The organism is Streptomyces canus, from assembly GCF_030816965.1.
Lineage (GTDB): Bacteria > Actinomycetota > Actinomycetes > Streptomycetales > Streptomycetaceae > Streptomyces > Streptomyces canus_E.
Genome location: NZ_JAUSYQ010000002.1, coordinates 4979701 through 4995127, shown reverse-complemented (window position 1 = coordinate 4995127; position 15427 = coordinate 4979701). Strand labels below are relative to the sequence as shown.

Here is a 15427-nt window from a genome sequence, read left to right as displayed (position 1 = left end):
CTTCGGTTCCCGTGAACCGGAGACCGGTGGCCGGCTCTCGCGGGCCGGTGTCTGGAGTTCGCGCGTCGAGGTTCCTGTGGATGGGTCTCGGGCTCCTTCGGACCAGTCTCCGAAGCCCTCGCCTCGCGGGACCTGCGGTGGGGCCTCCGCTGCGGCGGACCGATCTCCGGGTGCCGCGGCCCCGCCTTCGGTGCCCGTGAACCGGAGAGCGGTGCCCGGCTCTCGCGGGCCGGTCTCCGTAGCCCTCGCGTCGCGTCTCCGAAGCCCTCGCGTGACGGTTCCCGTGGACGGGTCTGCGCTCCTGCGGACCCGTCTCCGGCCCCCGCTCGCCCGTCTCCGGATCCGCGCGCGATCCCCGTTGTCAGTGGCGCCCCCTACCCTCGGGAGGGATGGCACAGGTATGGAAGTGCTCGGGGCTGCGGTGGTCGGCGGGTGGGCCCGTGCTGCGGTGGGTCGGCGGTCGGAGCAGCGCGCTGACCTGGGGGAAGCGGGTGGCCTTCGGGGTCACCGAGGGGGGTGTGCGGACATGTGTGGGAGCGCGGGGGCATGCGTGTCCGGCGTGTGCCGCGGTGTCGGGGCGGGGTACGGGGGCGCGGTGCGAGGAGTGTGCGCGGCTGGACCGGGCGCACTCCGTGGCCGCAGACACCCTCGCGGACGACCCCCGTCCGTACCGGGTGTACCTGGCGTGGTTCGGGCCCGGCATGGTCAAGGTCGGCATCACGGCGCACGAGCGCGGGAGCGCGCGCCTGTGGGAACAGGGCGCCGTCTGCTTCAGCTGGCTGGGCACCGGTCCGCTCATGGCCGCCCGGCGCACCGAGGAACTGCTGCGGGCGGCCCTCTCGGTGCCGGATCGCATTCCGTACGGCGACAAGCGGGCCGTCCGGTCCGCCCTGCCGGCGTCGGCCGCCGAGCGGGCCGCCGAGATCGCCGAACTGCACGCGCGGGCGGTGACACTGGGCGGCTGGCCCGAGTCCCTGGAGCGCGCGCCCTACGAACCGGTCGACCATGTCGAGGTCTTCGGCCTCACCGGCCTGCCCACCGCCGTCGGTGAGGTGAGCGAGCTCGTCGCGGGCGGGTCGGTGGGCGGCCGGCTCATCGCGGCGGCCGGCCCGGACCTGCACCTGGAGACGGAGGGCGGGGGAGTCGTCGTACTGGACACACGGCTGATGACGGGGTGGGATCTGGTTCCGGCCGACGGGGCGGAGATCACCGTGCCGATGAGAGAGTTCAAGGAGACGCCGGGGGTTCAGGACGGGTTGTTCTGATGAGGGGGAGGGCCGGAGATGGACGTCACCGTGCAGTGGATACGCACGTCGTGGACGAAGCAGTCCCGTGGCGGCGAGGCCGCGACAAGGAGGAACGCGGCTCCGGTCGGCTTCGTTCTGCCGCCGTCCGCGGTGGGGCGCGACGGGGAGCCGTTCGTCCACGCGGTCCGGATGGACGAGCAGGACGGCTTCGTGCCGCACGACCACCAGGGCGACAACCTCAGAGGTGTCGACGTCCAACTCCGCGAGGCCGACGGGCGGTTGCGGGTCCTGCCCCGGGTGAGACCGATGTTCGGGGTGCCGCCCCGGCCGCGGCGGCGTCCGGGCGTGCGGCTCGAGCCCGGACAGTGGGTGCGGTGGCGGCTCAACTACCGCTTCAGCAGTGCCGTCGGGCTGCGGGACTGGTCGTACTGGCTGGACACCTTCAACATCGCCTACGGCCCGGTCGGCGCCGAGGTGTTCCTCGGGGCGCCGACGGTTCATGTGGACGAGCAGGGGCCGGTCCGTTGACGCCCTCACCTGCGTGAACGCAGGTGATTCCGGTCAGCTCCTCCCCCAGTTCTCGGCTTCGCTCGAACCGGGGGGACTCCCATCGCGGTGCTCCCTTGGGTTCCTGCTTCACGGGCCCCCTGCCACCCGGAGGTGGTCTTACAGGGCCTCCACAGGCCTGACTTCCCGCCCGTCCGGCGGTAGGTCCGCCCACTACGTGGTCGGACAAGGCGACTTCAGCAGTGGCGCTGCGCCCCTACGGGGCGCCGGGGCGAGGATGCCCTACACCTCCACCTGAAGGGAGCACTGGGCAGGTGTGCGGTGGTGGTCGGAGTCTCGGGCGGGTGCCTCGTCCGCTCCGTCGAACAAGGGATTCCCCAGGGGTTCCCTGAGAGCCTCCTGTGCGTTTCTCAGGGAAATCACAGATGGCGGAAAGGATGCTCTCAGGGGGCCCCGACATGGTGTTCGCCATGACCACGACCTCGCCCCAGGGGCGCACCGAACTGCTGAGGCCGGACGGGAGCCCCGTCCGAGTGCTTGTGGTGGACGACGAGCTGTCGATCACCGAACTGCTGTCCATGGCCCTTCGCTATGAGGGATGGCAGATCCGGAGTGCCGGAGACGGCCACGGGGCCGTCCAGACCGCGCGGGAGTTCCGGCCCGACGCCGTCGTCCTGGACATGATGCTGCCGGACATGGACGGCCTCGCCGTCCTCGGCCGGCTGCGCCGTGACCTGCCGGACGTGCCCGTGCTGTTCCTGACCGCGAAGGACGCCGTCGAGGACCGCATCGCCGGGCTCACCGCCGGTGGCGACGACTACGTCACCAAGCCGTTCAGCCTCGAAGAGGTCGTGGCCAGGCTGCGCGGCCTCATCCGCCGCTCCGGTGCCGCCGACCGCCGCAGCGACTCCGTGCTGGTCGTCGGTGACCTCACCCTCGACGAGGACAGCCACGAGGTCTCGCGCGCCGGAGAGAACATCCACCTCACCGCGACCGAGTTCGAACTGCTGCGCTTCCTCATGCGCAACCCCCGGCGGGTGCTCAGCAAGGCGCAGATCCTCGACCGTGTGTGGTCGTACGACTTCGGCGGCCAGGCCAACGTCGTCGAGCTCTACATCTCCTACCTGCGCCGGAAGATCGACGCGGGACGTGAGCCGATGATCCACACCCGGCGCGGAGCCGGCTACCTGATCAAGCCCGCCGCCTCATGAGCGGGCGACGACGGCCGCGGGCGCAGAAGCGAGCAGGGCGAGCAGGCAAGCCGCGCACGCTGCGGACGCGGCTCGTCGTCGCGTCGGTGGTGCTGATCGCCGTGGTCTGCTCGGTGATCGGCACCGTGACGACACTGGCGTTGCGGTCCCATCTGTACGACCAGCTGAGCGGCAAGCTGAACGAGGCCTCGTCACGGGCGGCGCCGCGCGACTTCCCGCCCGGGAAGTTCGCGAACGGCGACAACGGCAATGGTGACGACAAGAACGGCCAGCGCGGCGCGCAGGCCGACCAGCAGAACACCCCCGCCAAGTTCGTCACCGGCCCGGGGCCGGACGGCACGATCGCGGCCAAGGTGGAGAAGGGCAAGATCACCGACGCCAAGCGCGGGGTGAAGTCCGACTCCGACCAGAACTTCACGATGAGCGCCGAGAACCTCACGGCCGCCCAGATCAAGGTGCTGAACGCGGTCCCCAAGGACAACAAGCAGCACAAGGTCGAGCTGCCGGGCATCGGTGACTACCTCGTCCGGTACTCCAGCAACGACACCTCCGCCTACTACGTCGCCCTCCCCACCACGGACGTAGACGCCACCATCGACACCCTGATCCTCGTGGAGATCAGCGTCACCGCCGCCGGTCTCGGCGCCGCCGTCATCGCCGGTTACGTCCTGGTCGGGCTCGCCACCCGCCCCCTCCGCAAGGTCGCCAACACCGCCACCCGGGTCTCCGAACTGCCACTCCACACCGGTGAGGTCAATCTGAGCGAGCGGGTGCCCGAGTCGGAGTGCGACCCGCACACCGAGGTCGGGCAGGTCGGCGCCGCGCTGAACCGGATGCTGAACCACGTCCACGGCGCCCTGCACGCCCGCCAGCAGAGCGAGATGCGGGTACGCCAGTTCGTGGCCGACGCCAGCCACGAGCTGCGGACCCCGCTCGCCTCCATCCGCGGGTACGCCGAACTCACCAGACGCGGCAGGGAGGAGGTCGGCCCCGACACCCGGCACGCCCTGGGCCGTATCGAGTCCGAGGCGGGCCGGATGACGCTGCTCGTGGAGGACCTGCTGCTGCTCGCGCGCCTGGACGCCGGGCGGCCGCTTCAGTTCGAGCAGACCGACCTCATCCCGCTCGTCGTGGACACCATCAGTGACGCCCGAGCGGCCGGCATGGACCACAACTGGCGCCTGGACCTGCCCGACGAACCCGCCCTCGTCTCCGGTGACGCGGCCCGTCTCCAGCAGGTGCTCATCAACCTGCTCGGCAACGCCCGCAAACACACCCCGGAGGGCACGACCGTCACGGCGCGGATCCAGCGGCGCGGCCCCTGGATGTGCGTGGACGTCGAGGACAACGGTCAGGGCATTCCGTCCGACCTGCTCCCGCACGTCTTCGAACGGTTCGCGCGCGGTGACTCCTCGCGCTCGCGTGCCTCCGGCTCGACGGGTCTCGGCCTCGCCATCGTGCAGGCCGTCGCGACCGCGCACGGCGGCGCCGTGACCGTCGACAGCGTTCCCGGGCGCACCGTGTTCACCGTGCACCTGCCCGCTGTCGGTCCCGTGACCCCGCATCCGGCGCCCGAAACCAACTGGCAATCGCACTCACAGGCACAGCACAGCGCCGCCATATGGGTGCAACAGGGGGCTTGACCAGAGTCGTTCACATGCGAACCGACTCTTCTCCCGGCACCCTGCCGGCGCGGGAGCACCTCCCGGCCGGCGACGCCGGTACGCCTGTCCTGGACGTAGTGATCCCCGTCTACAACGAGGAGAAGGACCTCCAGCCGTGTGTGCTGAGACTGCACGAGCACCTCAAGCGCACGTTTCCGTACGCGTTCCGCATCACCATCGCGGACAACGCGTCGACGGACACCACTCCCCTGGTGTCGCAGCGGCTGGAGGCGGAGATCCCGGAGGTCAAGGCCTTCCGGCTGGAGCAGAAGGGCCGCGGCCGGGCCCTTCGGACCGTCTGGTCCGCCTCGGACGCCCCGATCCTGGCCTACATGGACGTGGACCTGTCCACCGACCTCAACGCCCTGCTGCCGCTGGTGGCCCCGCTGATCTCGGGCCACTCCGACCTGGCGATCGGCTCCCGGCTCGCCCGCAGCTCCCGGGTCGTGCGCGGCCCCAAGCGCGAGTTCATCAGCCGCGCCTACAACCTCATCCTGCGCGGCTCCCTCCAGGCCCGTTTCTCCGACGCGCAGTGCGGCTTCAAGGCCATCCGGCGGGACGTGGCGCAGGTCCTGCTGCCGCTCGTCGAGGACACCGGCTGGTTCTTCGACACCGAGATGCTGGTCATCGCCGAGCGCGCGGGCCTTCGTATCCACGAAGTGCCTGTCGACTGGGTCGACGACCCCGACTCCACCGTCCACATCGTGAAGACGGCGACCGAGGACCTCAAGGGGGTGTGGCGGGTGGGCAAGGCCCTGGCGAGCGGATCGCTGCCGCTGGACCGCATCGCCCGGCCGTTCGGCGACGACCCGCGCGACCGCGAGATCCAGGACGTGCCCAAGGGGCTGGCCCGCCAGCTCGTCGGGTTCTGTGTCGTCGGCGGTCTGTCGACCCTTTTCTACCTGGTGCTCTACAGTGCCTTCCGCCAGTTCGGCGGCTCCCAGATCGCCAACGCGCTGGCCCTGCTGGTCTCCGCGGTCGCCAACACCGCCGCCAACCGGCGCCTGACCTTCGGGGTGCGCGGGCGGGGCGGCGCCGTCCGGCACCAGGCGCAGGGCCTGGTCGTCTTCGGTATCGGCCTCGCGCTGACCAGCGGCTCGCTCGCCGCGCTCAACGCGGCCAGCAGCGACCCCGCGCACTCCACCGAGCTGGCGGTGCTGATCGCCGCCAACCTCGCGGCGACCGTGCTGCGCTTCCTGCTCTTCCGGGCCTGGGTCTTCCCCGACCGCGACGACGACCAGCCCCGCTCCACGGTGGTGGCCGGCCACACCCCGTCCTCGCCGACCTACGCCACCCAGCAGCCGTACGCGCCGCTGCCCCAGCGCCTCACCCCGCACCACCAGTACGCCACGGCGCCGCAGTCGCCGTACGAGACAACCGAGTTCCGCGCCGGTGAAGCCGCGGAGCAGCGCTCCTGGAGGGACGCCACCGTGCAGTTGCAGCCGGTGCGCCCGACCGACACCGACCCGAGGAACTCCTGATGACCACGCAGACCGACCATCCGACCCAGCAGGGTTCCGGGTGGGGTCCGGCGGCGACGGCCCCCGAGGCGCCGGTCGCTCCCCCGGCCCCCGAGTCCGGCGAACCCCAACAGCCCCTCGCGCACAGACTGTGGCGCGGCCGCCCGGAGGACCCGCGCTGGGCACGCCCGGCCTTCTGGGGCCTGCTGCTCGCCACCGCGGCGCTCTACTTCTCCAACCTGAGCGCCTCCGGCTACGCCAACTCCTTCTACTCGGCGGCCGTCCAGGCCGGCACCAAGAGCTGGAAGGCGATGTTCTTCGGCTCGCTGGACGCGGGCAACGCCATCACCGTCGACAAGCCCTCGGCCTTCCTGTGGCCGATGGAGATCGCGGCCAGGATCTTCGGCCTGAACGCGTGGACGATCCTCGGCCCCGAGGTCCTCATGGGCGTCGGCACGGTCGCCGTCGTCTACGCGTCCGTGCGCCGCCGGTTCAGCCCCGGGGCCGGTCTGATCGCGGGCGCCGTGCTCGCGCTCACCCCCGTCGCGGCGCTGATGTTCCGGTTCAACAACCCGGACGCCATGCTGGCCCTGCTGATGGCGCTGGCCTGCTACTTCGTCGTCCGGGCCATCGAGGACGGCAAGACGAAGTGGCTGGTGTGGGCGGGTGTCGCGATCGGCTTCGCGTTCCTCGCGAAGACCCTCCAGGCCTTCCTGATCCTGCCGTCGCTGGCGATCGTGTACGCGGTCTGCGCGCCGGTGTCCCTGAAGAAGCGCTTTGGCCAACTGGCCGCCGCTACCGGTGCCCTGATCGTCTCCGGCGGCTGGTGGGTCGCGATCGTCGAACTGTGGCCCGCCTCCTCCCGCCCCTACATCGGCGGCTCGCAGAACAACTCCTTCCTCGAGCTGACCTTCGGCTACAACGGCCTCGGCCGTCTGAACGGCGAGGAGACGGGCAGTGTCGGCGGCGGTGGCGGCGCCGGCGGCACCGGCCAGTGGGGCGAGACCGGCTGGAACCGGATGTTCAACTCCGAGATCGGCGGCCAGATCTCGTGGCTGCTGCCGGCCGCGCTGATCCTGCTGGTCGCGGGCCTGGTGGCGACGCGCAAGGTTCAGCGGACGTCGGTGACCCGCGGTTCGTTCCTCGTCTGGGGCGGCTCGCTGCTGATCACCCTGGTGGTCTTCAGCTACATGGCGGGCATCTTCCACCAGTACTACACGATCGCCCTGGCCCCCTACATCGCCGCCGTGGTCGGCATGGGCACCGGGATCCTGTGGGAGAAGCGCGCCGAGATGTGGGCCTCGCTCACCCTCGCGGCCTCCGTCGTGGCGGCCTCGGCCTGGGGGTACGTCCTCCTCAACCGCACCCCCGACTACCTGCCCTGGCTGAAGTGGCTGGTCCTGACCGGCGGCCTGGTCGCCGCGCTCGGCCTGATCTTCGTGGCCAGGCTCGGCCGGCAGCTGGCGCTCGGTGCCGCGGCCCTGGGCATCGTGGCCGCGCTGGCCGGTCCGACGGCGTACACGCTGAGCACGGTGAACTCCGCGCACACCGGGTCCATCCCGACGGCCGGTCCCGCGGGCGCGAGCATGATGGGCGGCGGTCCCGGTGGCGGCGGCCGCGGCGGCTTCGGCGGCGGCACCGGCGGCCCGGGCGGCCAGACCCAGAACGGCAACGGCACCACCCAGGGCCAGGGTCAGCAGGGCCAGGGCTTCCCGGGCGGCGGCACGGGCGGTACCGGCGGCTTCGGCGGCGGGATGCCCGGCCAGAACGGCAACACCCAGGGCAACGGCAACACCCGGAACCAGCAGGGCGGCATGCCCGGCGGCACCACGGGTGACGGCGGCATGGGCGGTGGCGGCGGTGTCGGCGGCCTGCTCAACGGCGCGACCGTCTCCGCCGAGGCCAAGAAGCTGCTGAAGGCCGACGCGGACGACTACACCTGGGCGGCGGCCGCGATCGGCGCCCAGAACGCCGCGAGCTACCAGCTCGCCACCGACGAGTCCGTCATGGCGATCGGCGGCTTCAACGGCACCGACCCGTCCCCGACGCTGGCCCAGTTCAAGGAATACGTGGCGGACGGAAAGGTCCACTACTTCATCTCCAGCGGCTCCGGCGGCGGCATGGGCGGCAGCAGCAGCGGTACGTCCTCGCAGATCACCTCGTGGGTCGAGGCCACCTTCAAGAAGGTGACGGTCGGTTCGGCCACCTTCTACGACCTCACCCAGAAGGCGAGCGGCTGACGTAGGACCGGATCAGGGCGGAGGGGCGGCGACCGCGCGGGTCGCCGCCCCTCCGCCCTGTCCGTGGCGGAAAGTTTGTTGTACAGCGTATGGGAACCGTTCTACGGTGTACGGCATGTCAGCTCCCGCTCCCGTCACCGTCTCCCAGGGCCACCCCCAGCGCTGGCTGATACTCGGCGTCATCTGTCTCGCGCAGCTGACCGTGCTGCTCGACAACACCGTCCTGAACGTCGCGATCCCCTCGCTCACCCGGGAACTGGGCGCGGCCACCTCCGACATCCAGTGGATGATCAACGCGTACTCGCTGGTGCAGTCCGGTCTGCTGCTCACCGCGGGCAGCGCAGCCGACCGCTACGGCCGCAAGAAGCTGCTGATGGCGGGCCTGGCCCTGTTCGGCCTCGGCTCCCTGGTGGCCGGTCTCGCCACCACCAGCGAACAGCTGATCGCGGCCCGCGCCGGCATGGGCGTCGGCGGTGCGCTCCTCATCACCACCACGCTCGCCGTCGTGGTCCAGATCTTCGACGACAGCGAACGCGTGAAGGCGATCGGCCTCTGGTCGACGGTCAACTCGCTCGGCTTCGCCGTAGGACCGCTGCTCGGCGGCGTGATGCTCGACCACTTCTGGTGGGGCGCGATCTTCCTCGTCAACATCCCGGTCGCGGCCATCGGCCTGGTGGCCGTCCTGGCCCTGGTACCCGAGTCCAAGAACCCGCAGGGCGACCGCCCCGACCTGCTCGGCGCACTGCTCTCCACGATCGGCATGACGAGCCTCGTCTACGCGATCATCTCTGGCCCGGACCACGGCTGGACCTCCGCCACCACCCTCACCTCCGCCGCGGTCGGAGCCGTGGTGATGACCGGGTTCGCCGTATGGGAACTGCGCGCCCCGTACCCCATGCTGGACCTGCACTTCTTCCGCAACCAGCGGTTCACCGGGGCCGTCGCGGGCGCGATCCTCGTCGCCTTCGGCATGGCGGGCTCGCTCTTCCTGCTCACGCAGCACCTGCAGTTCGTCCTCGGATACGACCCGCTGGAGGCCGGACTGCGGACGGCGCCGTTCGCCCTCACCATCGTCGCCCTCAACCTCACCGGGATCAGCGCGAAGCTCCTGCCGAGGGCCGGCACACCGCTCACCATCGCCCTCGGGATGACCTGTCTGGCCGTGGGCCTCGCGGCGATCGCCGTGCTCGGCCGTCACGGGTACGGCGGCATGCTGGCCGGCCTGATCGTCATGGGCGCCGGGGTCGCCTTCGCGATGCCGGCCATGGCCAACGCCGTCATGAGCGCGATACCTCCGGAGAAGGCGGGGGTGGGGGCCGGTATCAACGGAACGCTCGCCGAGTTCGGGCAGGGGCTGGGGGTCGCGGTGCTGGGCGCCGTGCTGAACTCCCGCTTCGCGGCGCTGGTCTCGGTGGCGGCGGCGTCCTTGCCGGCGGCGCTGGCGCATGCGGGCTCGGCACAGGAGCGGGCGCGGATCACCGAGGCGTTCGCCTCCGGCCTGGAGAGCAGTCAGTTGGTGGGGGCGGGCGCTGTGTTGCTGGGCGGAGTGGTCGCCGCGGTGTTGTTGCGGCGGGCTGAGCGGGCAGAGGGAGCCCAGGAGCTCGGAGCTTCGGGCCGTCGGCGGGTGTGAGTCCGTCGTGGCTGGTCGCGCCCACGCGGCGGAGCCGTCCATTGATACGGCTCGCGCCCCGGTAAGGCCTAGCATCTTTTGCAAGTGGACGGATGTACTCGAAAGGTGCGCCATGCCTAACGCAGGCCAGAAGGCCTCGAGTCGGACCAGTGTGTGGCTGGAGGGCAAGGTGCGCCGGAGCGGGCGTGGCGGGGGGCAGCCGTCCGGACTGGACCGGGACCGGATCACCGAGGTGACGGTCCGTCTCCTGGACGCCGAAGGACTGGCCAAGTTCTCCATGCGGCGGCTGGCCGCCGAGCTGAACGTGACCGCGATGTCTGTCTACTGGTACGTCGACACCAAGGACGACCTCCTCGAACTCGCCCTGGACGCGGCCTTCGGCGAACTGCAACTGCCGGACCCGGAGGCCGACGAGGACTGGCGGGACCAACTGAGCACGGTGGCCAAGGAGTACCGGAGCCTGCTGGTCCGGCACCCCTGGGTCTCACCGCTGGCCGGCACCTTCCTCAACATCGGCCCCAACTCCCTGGCGCTCTCCCGGATCGTGCACCGGGTCATCCGCAAGACCGGTCTGCCCGCACACGGCATCACGGGCGCGATCTCCGCCGTCTTCCAGTTCGTCTACGGCTTCGGCACCATCGAGGGCCACTTCATCGCCCGCTCCGCCCAGGCCGGCATGACCCAGGAGGCCTACTTCCGCCACGCCATGACCACGGCCACCCGGGCTCCCGGCGCCGCGGAGATCCTCAAGGAGAACGAGGAGATCATGACGGCGAGGGGAGGCGACACGGTGGAGGAGATGAGGGACAGGGACTTCACGTTCGCCCTGAACCTGTTGATCAAGGGAATCGAGGCGATGGTCGGGCCCGCTTAGGTGCGCCGGCGCAGGGCCCCTCAGGCGTCCGGCGAAGCCAACCGCTCAGGAAACCCGCCCGTCGCCACAGGGCCCCACCGCACCGGGGTCACCCGAATGATCGACTTGCCCTGCTTCACCATCGCCGCCCGGTACTCGTCCCAGTCGGGATGCTCTCCGGCGATGTTCCGGTAGTACTCCACCAACGGCTCCACGGACTCCGGCGAGTCGACGACCTCCGCGGTCCCGTCGACCTGCACCCACGGTCCGTTCCAGTCGTCGCTCAGCACGATCACGCTGACCTGGGAATCCCGCTTCGCGTTCCGCGTCTTGGCCCGCTCGGGGTACGTCGAGACGACGATCCGCCCGGAGTCGTCCACCCCGCAGGTCAACGGCGAGGCCTGCGGTGACCCGTCCCCCCGCCGCGTCAGCAGGATCGCCCGGTGCCGGGGCCGTACGAATTCCAGCAGCTCGTCCAGCGAGACGGCCTTGTTGGTAGCAATGTTCGGTGCCATGACGTCAGCCTAGTTGGAGCGCCACGGCGTTCCAGTGAACCGCGTCACGGCCGAGTCGGTCCGCCTTCTCGTCCACGATCCGCAGCAGCCTCAGCCCCGCCGCTGCCCCGTGCCCGGCGACCTCCTCCGGCGCGATGTCGAACATCCGCCGGTCCACGGGCGGCTCACCGCGCCGCAGGGTGATCAGCAGGATGCCGCCGGGGGCGAGCAGTTCGGCCAGGCGCCGCATGGCGAGGGGCCGTTCCTCCGGCCGCAGGTGCATCCACACCGCGGACAGCAGGACGACGTCGTACGGTCCCTGGACGCCGGGTATCTCCGGGAGCGCACCCGCCCGCCAGGTCACCCCGCTGCCGGGATGCAGCCGCTCGGCCAGGTCCCGCAGCTCCGCCACCGGCTCCACCGCATCGACCGTGAACCCGCGCCGGGCCAGCGCCGCCGCGTCCCGCCCCGTCCCCGCGCCGACGTCCAGCGCCCGCGCGGGCGCCTCCGGCAGCAGATCCAGCAGCGCCTCGTGCACCGACTCGAAGGAGACGCTCTCGTACACCCTGCCCAGCCGCTCCGCCGACTCGGCATAGTAGGCCTGTACCCCCGTGGTTCGCTCCATGCCAAAACGGTATGACCTGCCACTGACAACGGCCTCAGGCCTGCGGCAGCGACTCCCCCTGCACCGCCTGGACATCGAGCTCGACCTTCAGCGTCGTACCGACCGCCGCGATCCCCGCCTGCACGACCTGGTTGTAGTTCATGGCGAAGTCCTCCCGGCGAAGCTGGGTGGTGGCCCGGAAGGCGGCACGGGTCCCGCCCCAGGGGTCGGCCCCCGTCCCCAGATACGCGAGGTCCAGGTCGACGGGGCGTACGACACCACGCATCGCCAGCTCACCCCGCACGGTCCACCGGTCCGTACCGGCCACCGTCAGTCCTGTGGACCGGTACGTGATCTCCGGGTACCGCTCGACGTCCAGGAAGTCCGCCGACCGCAGGTGCTCGTCCCGCATCGCGTTCCCCGTGTCGATGGAGGCCGCCCGGAGCACCGCCTCCACCCGCGACTTGGTCACGTCGTCCGGGGCGATCTCGATCGCCGCCGTGAAGTCGGTGAAGCGGCCGTGCACGCTGGAGATTCCCAGGTGCTGGGCCACCGCGCTCACACTGGAATGGGCCGGGTCCACGGTCCAGGGCCCCGGCGGCGGAAGTTCCGCCCCGCCGATGCGGGCCAGTGTGACCGTGCCGACCTCGGCCCGGCCGCTCGCGGTGACGATCGCGCTCGACGCGGCGGGCGCGTAGCCGACGGCCGTGACGATGACGGTGTACGGCCCCGGCTCCAGCGGTGTGGCGTCCCGTACCGCCCCTTCGGCGTCCGCCTCCGCCCGCAGCACCTGCGTGCCGGTCATGTCGGTCACCGTGACGACCGCGTGCGACACGGCCCATCCGTCCCGGGTCCGGATCCTCGCGTTCAGTCCCATTTCACGTAACTCCTCGAAGAAGACCGGCCCGTGGCGGGCGCGCACCTCCGCTCGGAGCGCGCTCCCTGCCACGGGCCGGAGTCGGTGGACTACTCGCCGGGGTGGGCGAGTTCGATGTCGTGGCCGTCGACCGCGGGGCCGTTCACCGTCAGGGCCGTCGCCTGCGGCGGGTAGCCCGTCGCGATGACCGTGTACTCGCCGCCGTCCAGGTCGGTGAAGGCGTACGCCCCGTCCGTCCCCGTGGTGGCGGTACCGACCACGTTGCCCGCACCGTCCACGAGGGTGACCCGCGCGTCGGCCAGCGGACCGTGCGGCGCCCGTACGACACCCTGGAGGCGGGCCCCCGAGTCGAGGTCGACCTCGATACGGGTGACGCCGGTGCCACCGACCTCGACGGGCAGCGCGCGCGGCCGGAACCCGGCGGCGTTCACCGCGACGGTCACCGCGCCCGGCACCAGCTCGCCGAAGGCGAACTCGCCCTGCTCACCGGTGGTCCCGGTGGCCAGCAGATCGCCCCGCACATCGGTGACGATCACCATCGCGTCCTTGACCGGCTCCCCGGTCTGCGCGGCCCGCACGAGCCCGTTCAGCCCGCTGGTGCCGCTGAGGAGGACGTCGTAGGCCACCGGCTCGCCGTTCACGAGCACCGTGGAGGCCTGCGGCTGGAAGCCGTCGGCGGAGGCGATGAGGACGTACGACCCCACGCTCGGCGCCTCGACCGCGTAGGAGCCGTCGGCCTGGGTCACCGACCGGCCCAGCTGCCGTCCCGCGAGTGAGATCAGCGTGACCGCGGCCTGCGGGACCGGCGCGCTCTCGTTGCCGCGCACGAAGCCGCGGACCGGGATGCCGCCGGAGCCGGCCGAGGACTCCTCGGGGCGGGTCAGGGTGGCGACGGCGGACAGCCGCTGCGTGCCGTCGGGAGCGGTCTCGGTGTCGGAGGTGGTGGCCCAGCTCGGCGTGTGCCCGGCAGCCGGAGCCGCAGCTTCTGCGGGAGCCGCGGCCTGCGTGGGTGCCTCGGCGGGCGAGTCCTCGCCGGCCGCCTGCGCCAGTGCGCCCTTGGTCTTCAGCGGAACCTCCTTGATGAACAGCGTGATCAGGAACGCGACGGCCGCGAGGGCACCGGCGATCAGGAAGACGTCAGCGATGCCGTGGCCGTAGGCGCTCTCCATCAGGGTGCGCACCGGGGCCGGCAGCTTGCCCAGGTCCGGGATGCTGTCGGTGGACGAGCCGGAACCGGACAGCGCGGCCTGGTACTTGGGGTCGAGGGCGGCGACGCCGTCCGTGACGTAGTGGGTGATCCGGTGGGACATGACCGCGCCGAGCGCGGAGACGCCGACCGCACCACCGAGGGAACGGAAGAAGGTGACCGTCGAGCTGGCCGAGCCGAGGTCGCTCGGGTCGACCTGGTTCTGCGTGCACAGCACCAGGTTCTGCATCATCATGCCGATGCCGAGACCCAGCAGCGCCATGAAGATCGACATCTTCCAGTACGCCGTGTCGTACCGGATGGTGCCCAGCAGGCCCAGTCCGGCCGTCACCAGCACACCACCGCTCACCAGCCACGCCTTCCAGCGGCCGGTGCGGGTGATGAACTGCCCGGAGACGGTGGAGGAGACGAACAGGCCACCGATCATCGGGATGGTCATCACACCCGACATCGTCGGGGACTTGTCGCGGGCCAGCTGGAAGTACTGGCTGAAGAAGACCGTGCCGGTGAACATGGCGACACCGACGAACAGCGAGGCCAGCGACGCGAGCGTGATGGTGCGGTTCCTGAACAGGCGCAGCGGGATGATCGGCTCGCGCACCTTGGACTCGACGAGCACGAACAGCAGACCGAGGACCAGCGAACCACCGACCATCGCGTACGTCTGCCAGGAGATCCAGTCGTACTTGTCACCGGCGAAGGTGACCCAGACCAGCAGCAGCGACACGGCGGCGGCGATGAAGAACGCGCCGCCCCAGTCGACCTTCACGTCCCGCTTCACGACCGGCAGGTGCAGGGTCTTCTGCAGCACGATCAGCGCGATGACGGCGAAGGGGACGCCGACGTAGAAGCACCAGCGCCAGCCCAGCCACGAGGTGTCGGTGATGACACCGCCGAGCAGCGGGCCGCCGACGGTGGCGACGGCGAACGTCGCGCCGAGGTAGCCGGAGTAACGGCCGCGCTCACGCGGGGAGATCATCGCCGCCATGACGATCTGCGCGAGGGCGGACAGACCGCCGACGCCGATGCCCTGAACGACACGGCAGGCGATCAGCATGCCGGCGTTCTGCGAGAGACCCGCCGCCGCGGAGCCCAGGACGTAGATGATCAGGGCTATCTGGACGAGCGCCTTCTTGCTGTACAGGTCGGCGAGCTTGCCCCACAGGGGAGTGGCCGCGGTCATCGACAGCAGGGCGGCGGTGACGACCCAGGTGTAGGCGGACTGGCCGCCGCCGAGGTCGCTGATGATGTGCGGGAGCGCGTTGGTGACGATCGTGGACGACAGGATCGCCACGAACATGCCGAGCATCAGGCCGGAGAGGGCCTCCATGATCTGCCGGTGCGTCATGGGGGCGTACTCGGTGGAGCCTCCCCCGTGCTTGGCGTGAGCCCGCACACCGGTTGGTGTGGTCGTAGCCATGGGCTTCCTTTTC

General features: G+C 70.9%; 12 protein-coding genes. 8 read left to right on the top strand and 4 right to left on the bottom strand.

The window, feature by feature from the left end; genetic code table 11:
* Window positions 1-389: 389 nt before the first annotated feature.
* The 8 genes from QF027_RS23995 (at window position 390) to QF027_RS23960 (ending at window position 10833) form a co-directional block, all read left to right on the top strand.
* Window positions 390-1265: a DUF2797 domain-containing protein gene (locus tag QF027_RS23995; RefSeq protein ID WP_307076990.1), complete on the top strand. Its 876-nt coding sequence runs from the start codon at window positions 390-392 to the stop codon at window positions 1263-1265.
* An 18-nt stretch (window positions 1266-1283) separates the two neighbouring features.
* Window positions 1284-1775 (top strand): hypothetical protein, encoded by a 492-nt coding sequence (locus tag QF027_RS23990; protein WP_306979146.1) that lies wholly within the window; start codon window positions 1284-1286, stop codon window positions 1773-1775.
* 449 nt (window positions 1776-2224) lie between these two features.
* Window positions 2225-2965, top strand: a complete 741-nt coding sequence (locus QF027_RS23985) for a response regulator transcription factor (RefSeq protein WP_177324231.1) — start codon at window positions 2225-2227, stop codon at window positions 2963-2965.
* Window positions 2962-4608: a sensor histidine kinase gene (locus tag QF027_RS23980; protein WP_306979149.1), complete on the top strand. Its 1647-nt coding sequence runs from the start codon at window positions 2962-2964 to the stop codon at window positions 4606-4608. Before QF027_RS23985 ends, QF027_RS23980 begins: the two co-directional genes overlap by 4 nt.
* Window positions 4609-4622: 14 nt before the next feature.
* Window positions 4623-6110: a bifunctional glycosyltransferase family 2/GtrA family protein gene (locus tag QF027_RS23975; RefSeq protein WP_307076988.1), complete on the top strand. Its 1488-nt coding sequence runs from the start codon at window positions 4623-4625 to the stop codon at window positions 6108-6110.
* Window positions 6110-8329: an ArnT family glycosyltransferase gene (locus tag QF027_RS23970; protein WP_307076986.1), complete on the top strand. Its 2220-nt coding sequence runs from the start codon at window positions 6110-6112 to the stop codon at window positions 8327-8329. The genes QF027_RS23975 and QF027_RS23970 overlap by 1 nt, the downstream gene beginning before the upstream one ends.
* 115 nt (window positions 8330-8444) lie before the next feature.
* The gene (locus tag QF027_RS23965; RefSeq protein WP_307076984.1) at window positions 8445-9959 is read left to right on the top strand and encodes an MFS transporter; all 1515 of its coding nucleotides are present in this window, start codon (window positions 8445-8447) and stop codon (window positions 9957-9959) included.
* Window positions 9960-10071: 112 nt separating this feature from the next.
* Window positions 10072-10833, top strand: a complete 762-nt coding sequence (locus QF027_RS23960; RefSeq protein ID WP_306979157.1) for a TetR/AcrR family transcriptional regulator — start codon at window positions 10072-10074, stop codon at window positions 10831-10833.
* A gap of 20 nt (window positions 10834-10853) precedes the next feature.
* Here the strand turns inward: QF027_RS23960 and QF027_RS23955 are convergent, their stop codons facing one another.
* The 4 genes from QF027_RS23955 to QF027_RS23940 all read right to left on the bottom strand — a co-directional run bounded on the left by QF027_RS23955 (window position 10854) and on the right by QF027_RS23940 (window position 15414).
* Window positions 10854-11327 carry a PPOX class F420-dependent oxidoreductase gene (locus tag QF027_RS23955; RefSeq protein ID WP_307076982.1) on the bottom strand — a complete coding sequence of 158 codons (474 nt, stop codon included), beginning with the start codon at window positions 11325-11327 and terminating at the stop codon, window positions 10854-10856.
* Between the two features lie 4 nt (window positions 11328-11331).
* The gene (locus QF027_RS23950; RefSeq protein WP_306979162.1) at window positions 11332-11931 is read right to left on the bottom strand and encodes a class I SAM-dependent methyltransferase; all 600 of its coding nucleotides are present in this window, start codon (window positions 11929-11931) and stop codon (window positions 11332-11334) included.
* A gap of 34 nt (window positions 11932-11965) precedes the next feature.
* Entirely contained in the window at window positions 11966-12787 is an 822-nt protein-coding gene (locus QF027_RS23945; protein ID WP_307076979.1) for a YceI family protein, read from the bottom strand.
* A gap of 89 nt (window positions 12788-12876) precedes the next feature.
* Window positions 12877-15414: an MFS transporter gene (locus tag QF027_RS23940; RefSeq protein WP_307076977.1), complete on the bottom strand. Its 2538-nt coding sequence runs from the start codon at window positions 15412-15414 to the stop codon at window positions 12877-12879.
* Between the last annotated feature and the right edge of the window lie 13 nt (window positions 15415-15427).

Excerpts from the sequence above, each read along its gene's own strand:
- QF027_RS23995 (WP_307076990.1), top strand. The coding sequence starts at position 390 with ATGGCACAGGTATGGAAGTGCTCGGGGCTGCGGTGGTCGGCGGGTGGG.
- QF027_RS23990 (WP_306979146.1), top strand. The coding sequence starts at position 1,284 with ATGGACGTCACCGTGCAGTGGATACGCACGTCGTGGACGAAGCAGTCC.
- QF027_RS23985 (WP_177324231.1), top strand. The coding sequence starts at position 2,225 with ATGACCACGACCTCGCCCCAGGGGCGCACCGAACTGCTGAGGCCGGAC.
- QF027_RS23980 (WP_306979149.1), top strand. The coding sequence starts at position 2,962 with ATGAGCGGGCGACGACGGCCGCGGGCGCAGAAGCGAGCAGGGCGAGCA.
- QF027_RS23975 (WP_307076988.1), top strand. The coding sequence starts at position 4,623 with ATGCGAACCGACTCTTCTCCCGGCACCCTGCCGGCGCGGGAGCACCTC.
- QF027_RS23970 (WP_307076986.1), top strand. The coding sequence starts at position 6,110 with ATGACCACGCAGACCGACCATCCGACCCAGCAGGGTTCCGGGTGGGGT.
- QF027_RS23965 (WP_307076984.1), top strand. The coding sequence starts at position 8,445 with ATGTCAGCTCCCGCTCCCGTCACCGTCTCCCAGGGCCACCCCCAGCGC.
- QF027_RS23960 (WP_306979157.1), top strand. The coding sequence starts at position 10,072 with ATGCCTAACGCAGGCCAGAAGGCCTCGAGTCGGACCAGTGTGTGGCTG.
- QF027_RS23955 (WP_307076982.1), bottom strand. The coding sequence starts at position 11,327 with ATGGCACCGAACATTGCTACCAACAAGGCCGTCTCGCTGGACGAGCTG.
- QF027_RS23950 (WP_306979162.1), bottom strand. The coding sequence starts at position 11,931 with ATGGAGCGAACCACGGGGGTACAGGCCTACTATGCCGAGTCGGCGGAG.
- QF027_RS23945 (WP_307076979.1), bottom strand. The coding sequence starts at position 12,787 with ATGGGACTGAACGCGAGGATCCGGACCCGGGACGGATGGGCCGTGTCG.
- QF027_RS23940 (WP_307076977.1), bottom strand. The coding sequence starts at position 15,414 with ATGGCTACGACCACACCAACCGGTGTGCGGGCTCACGCCAAGCACGGG.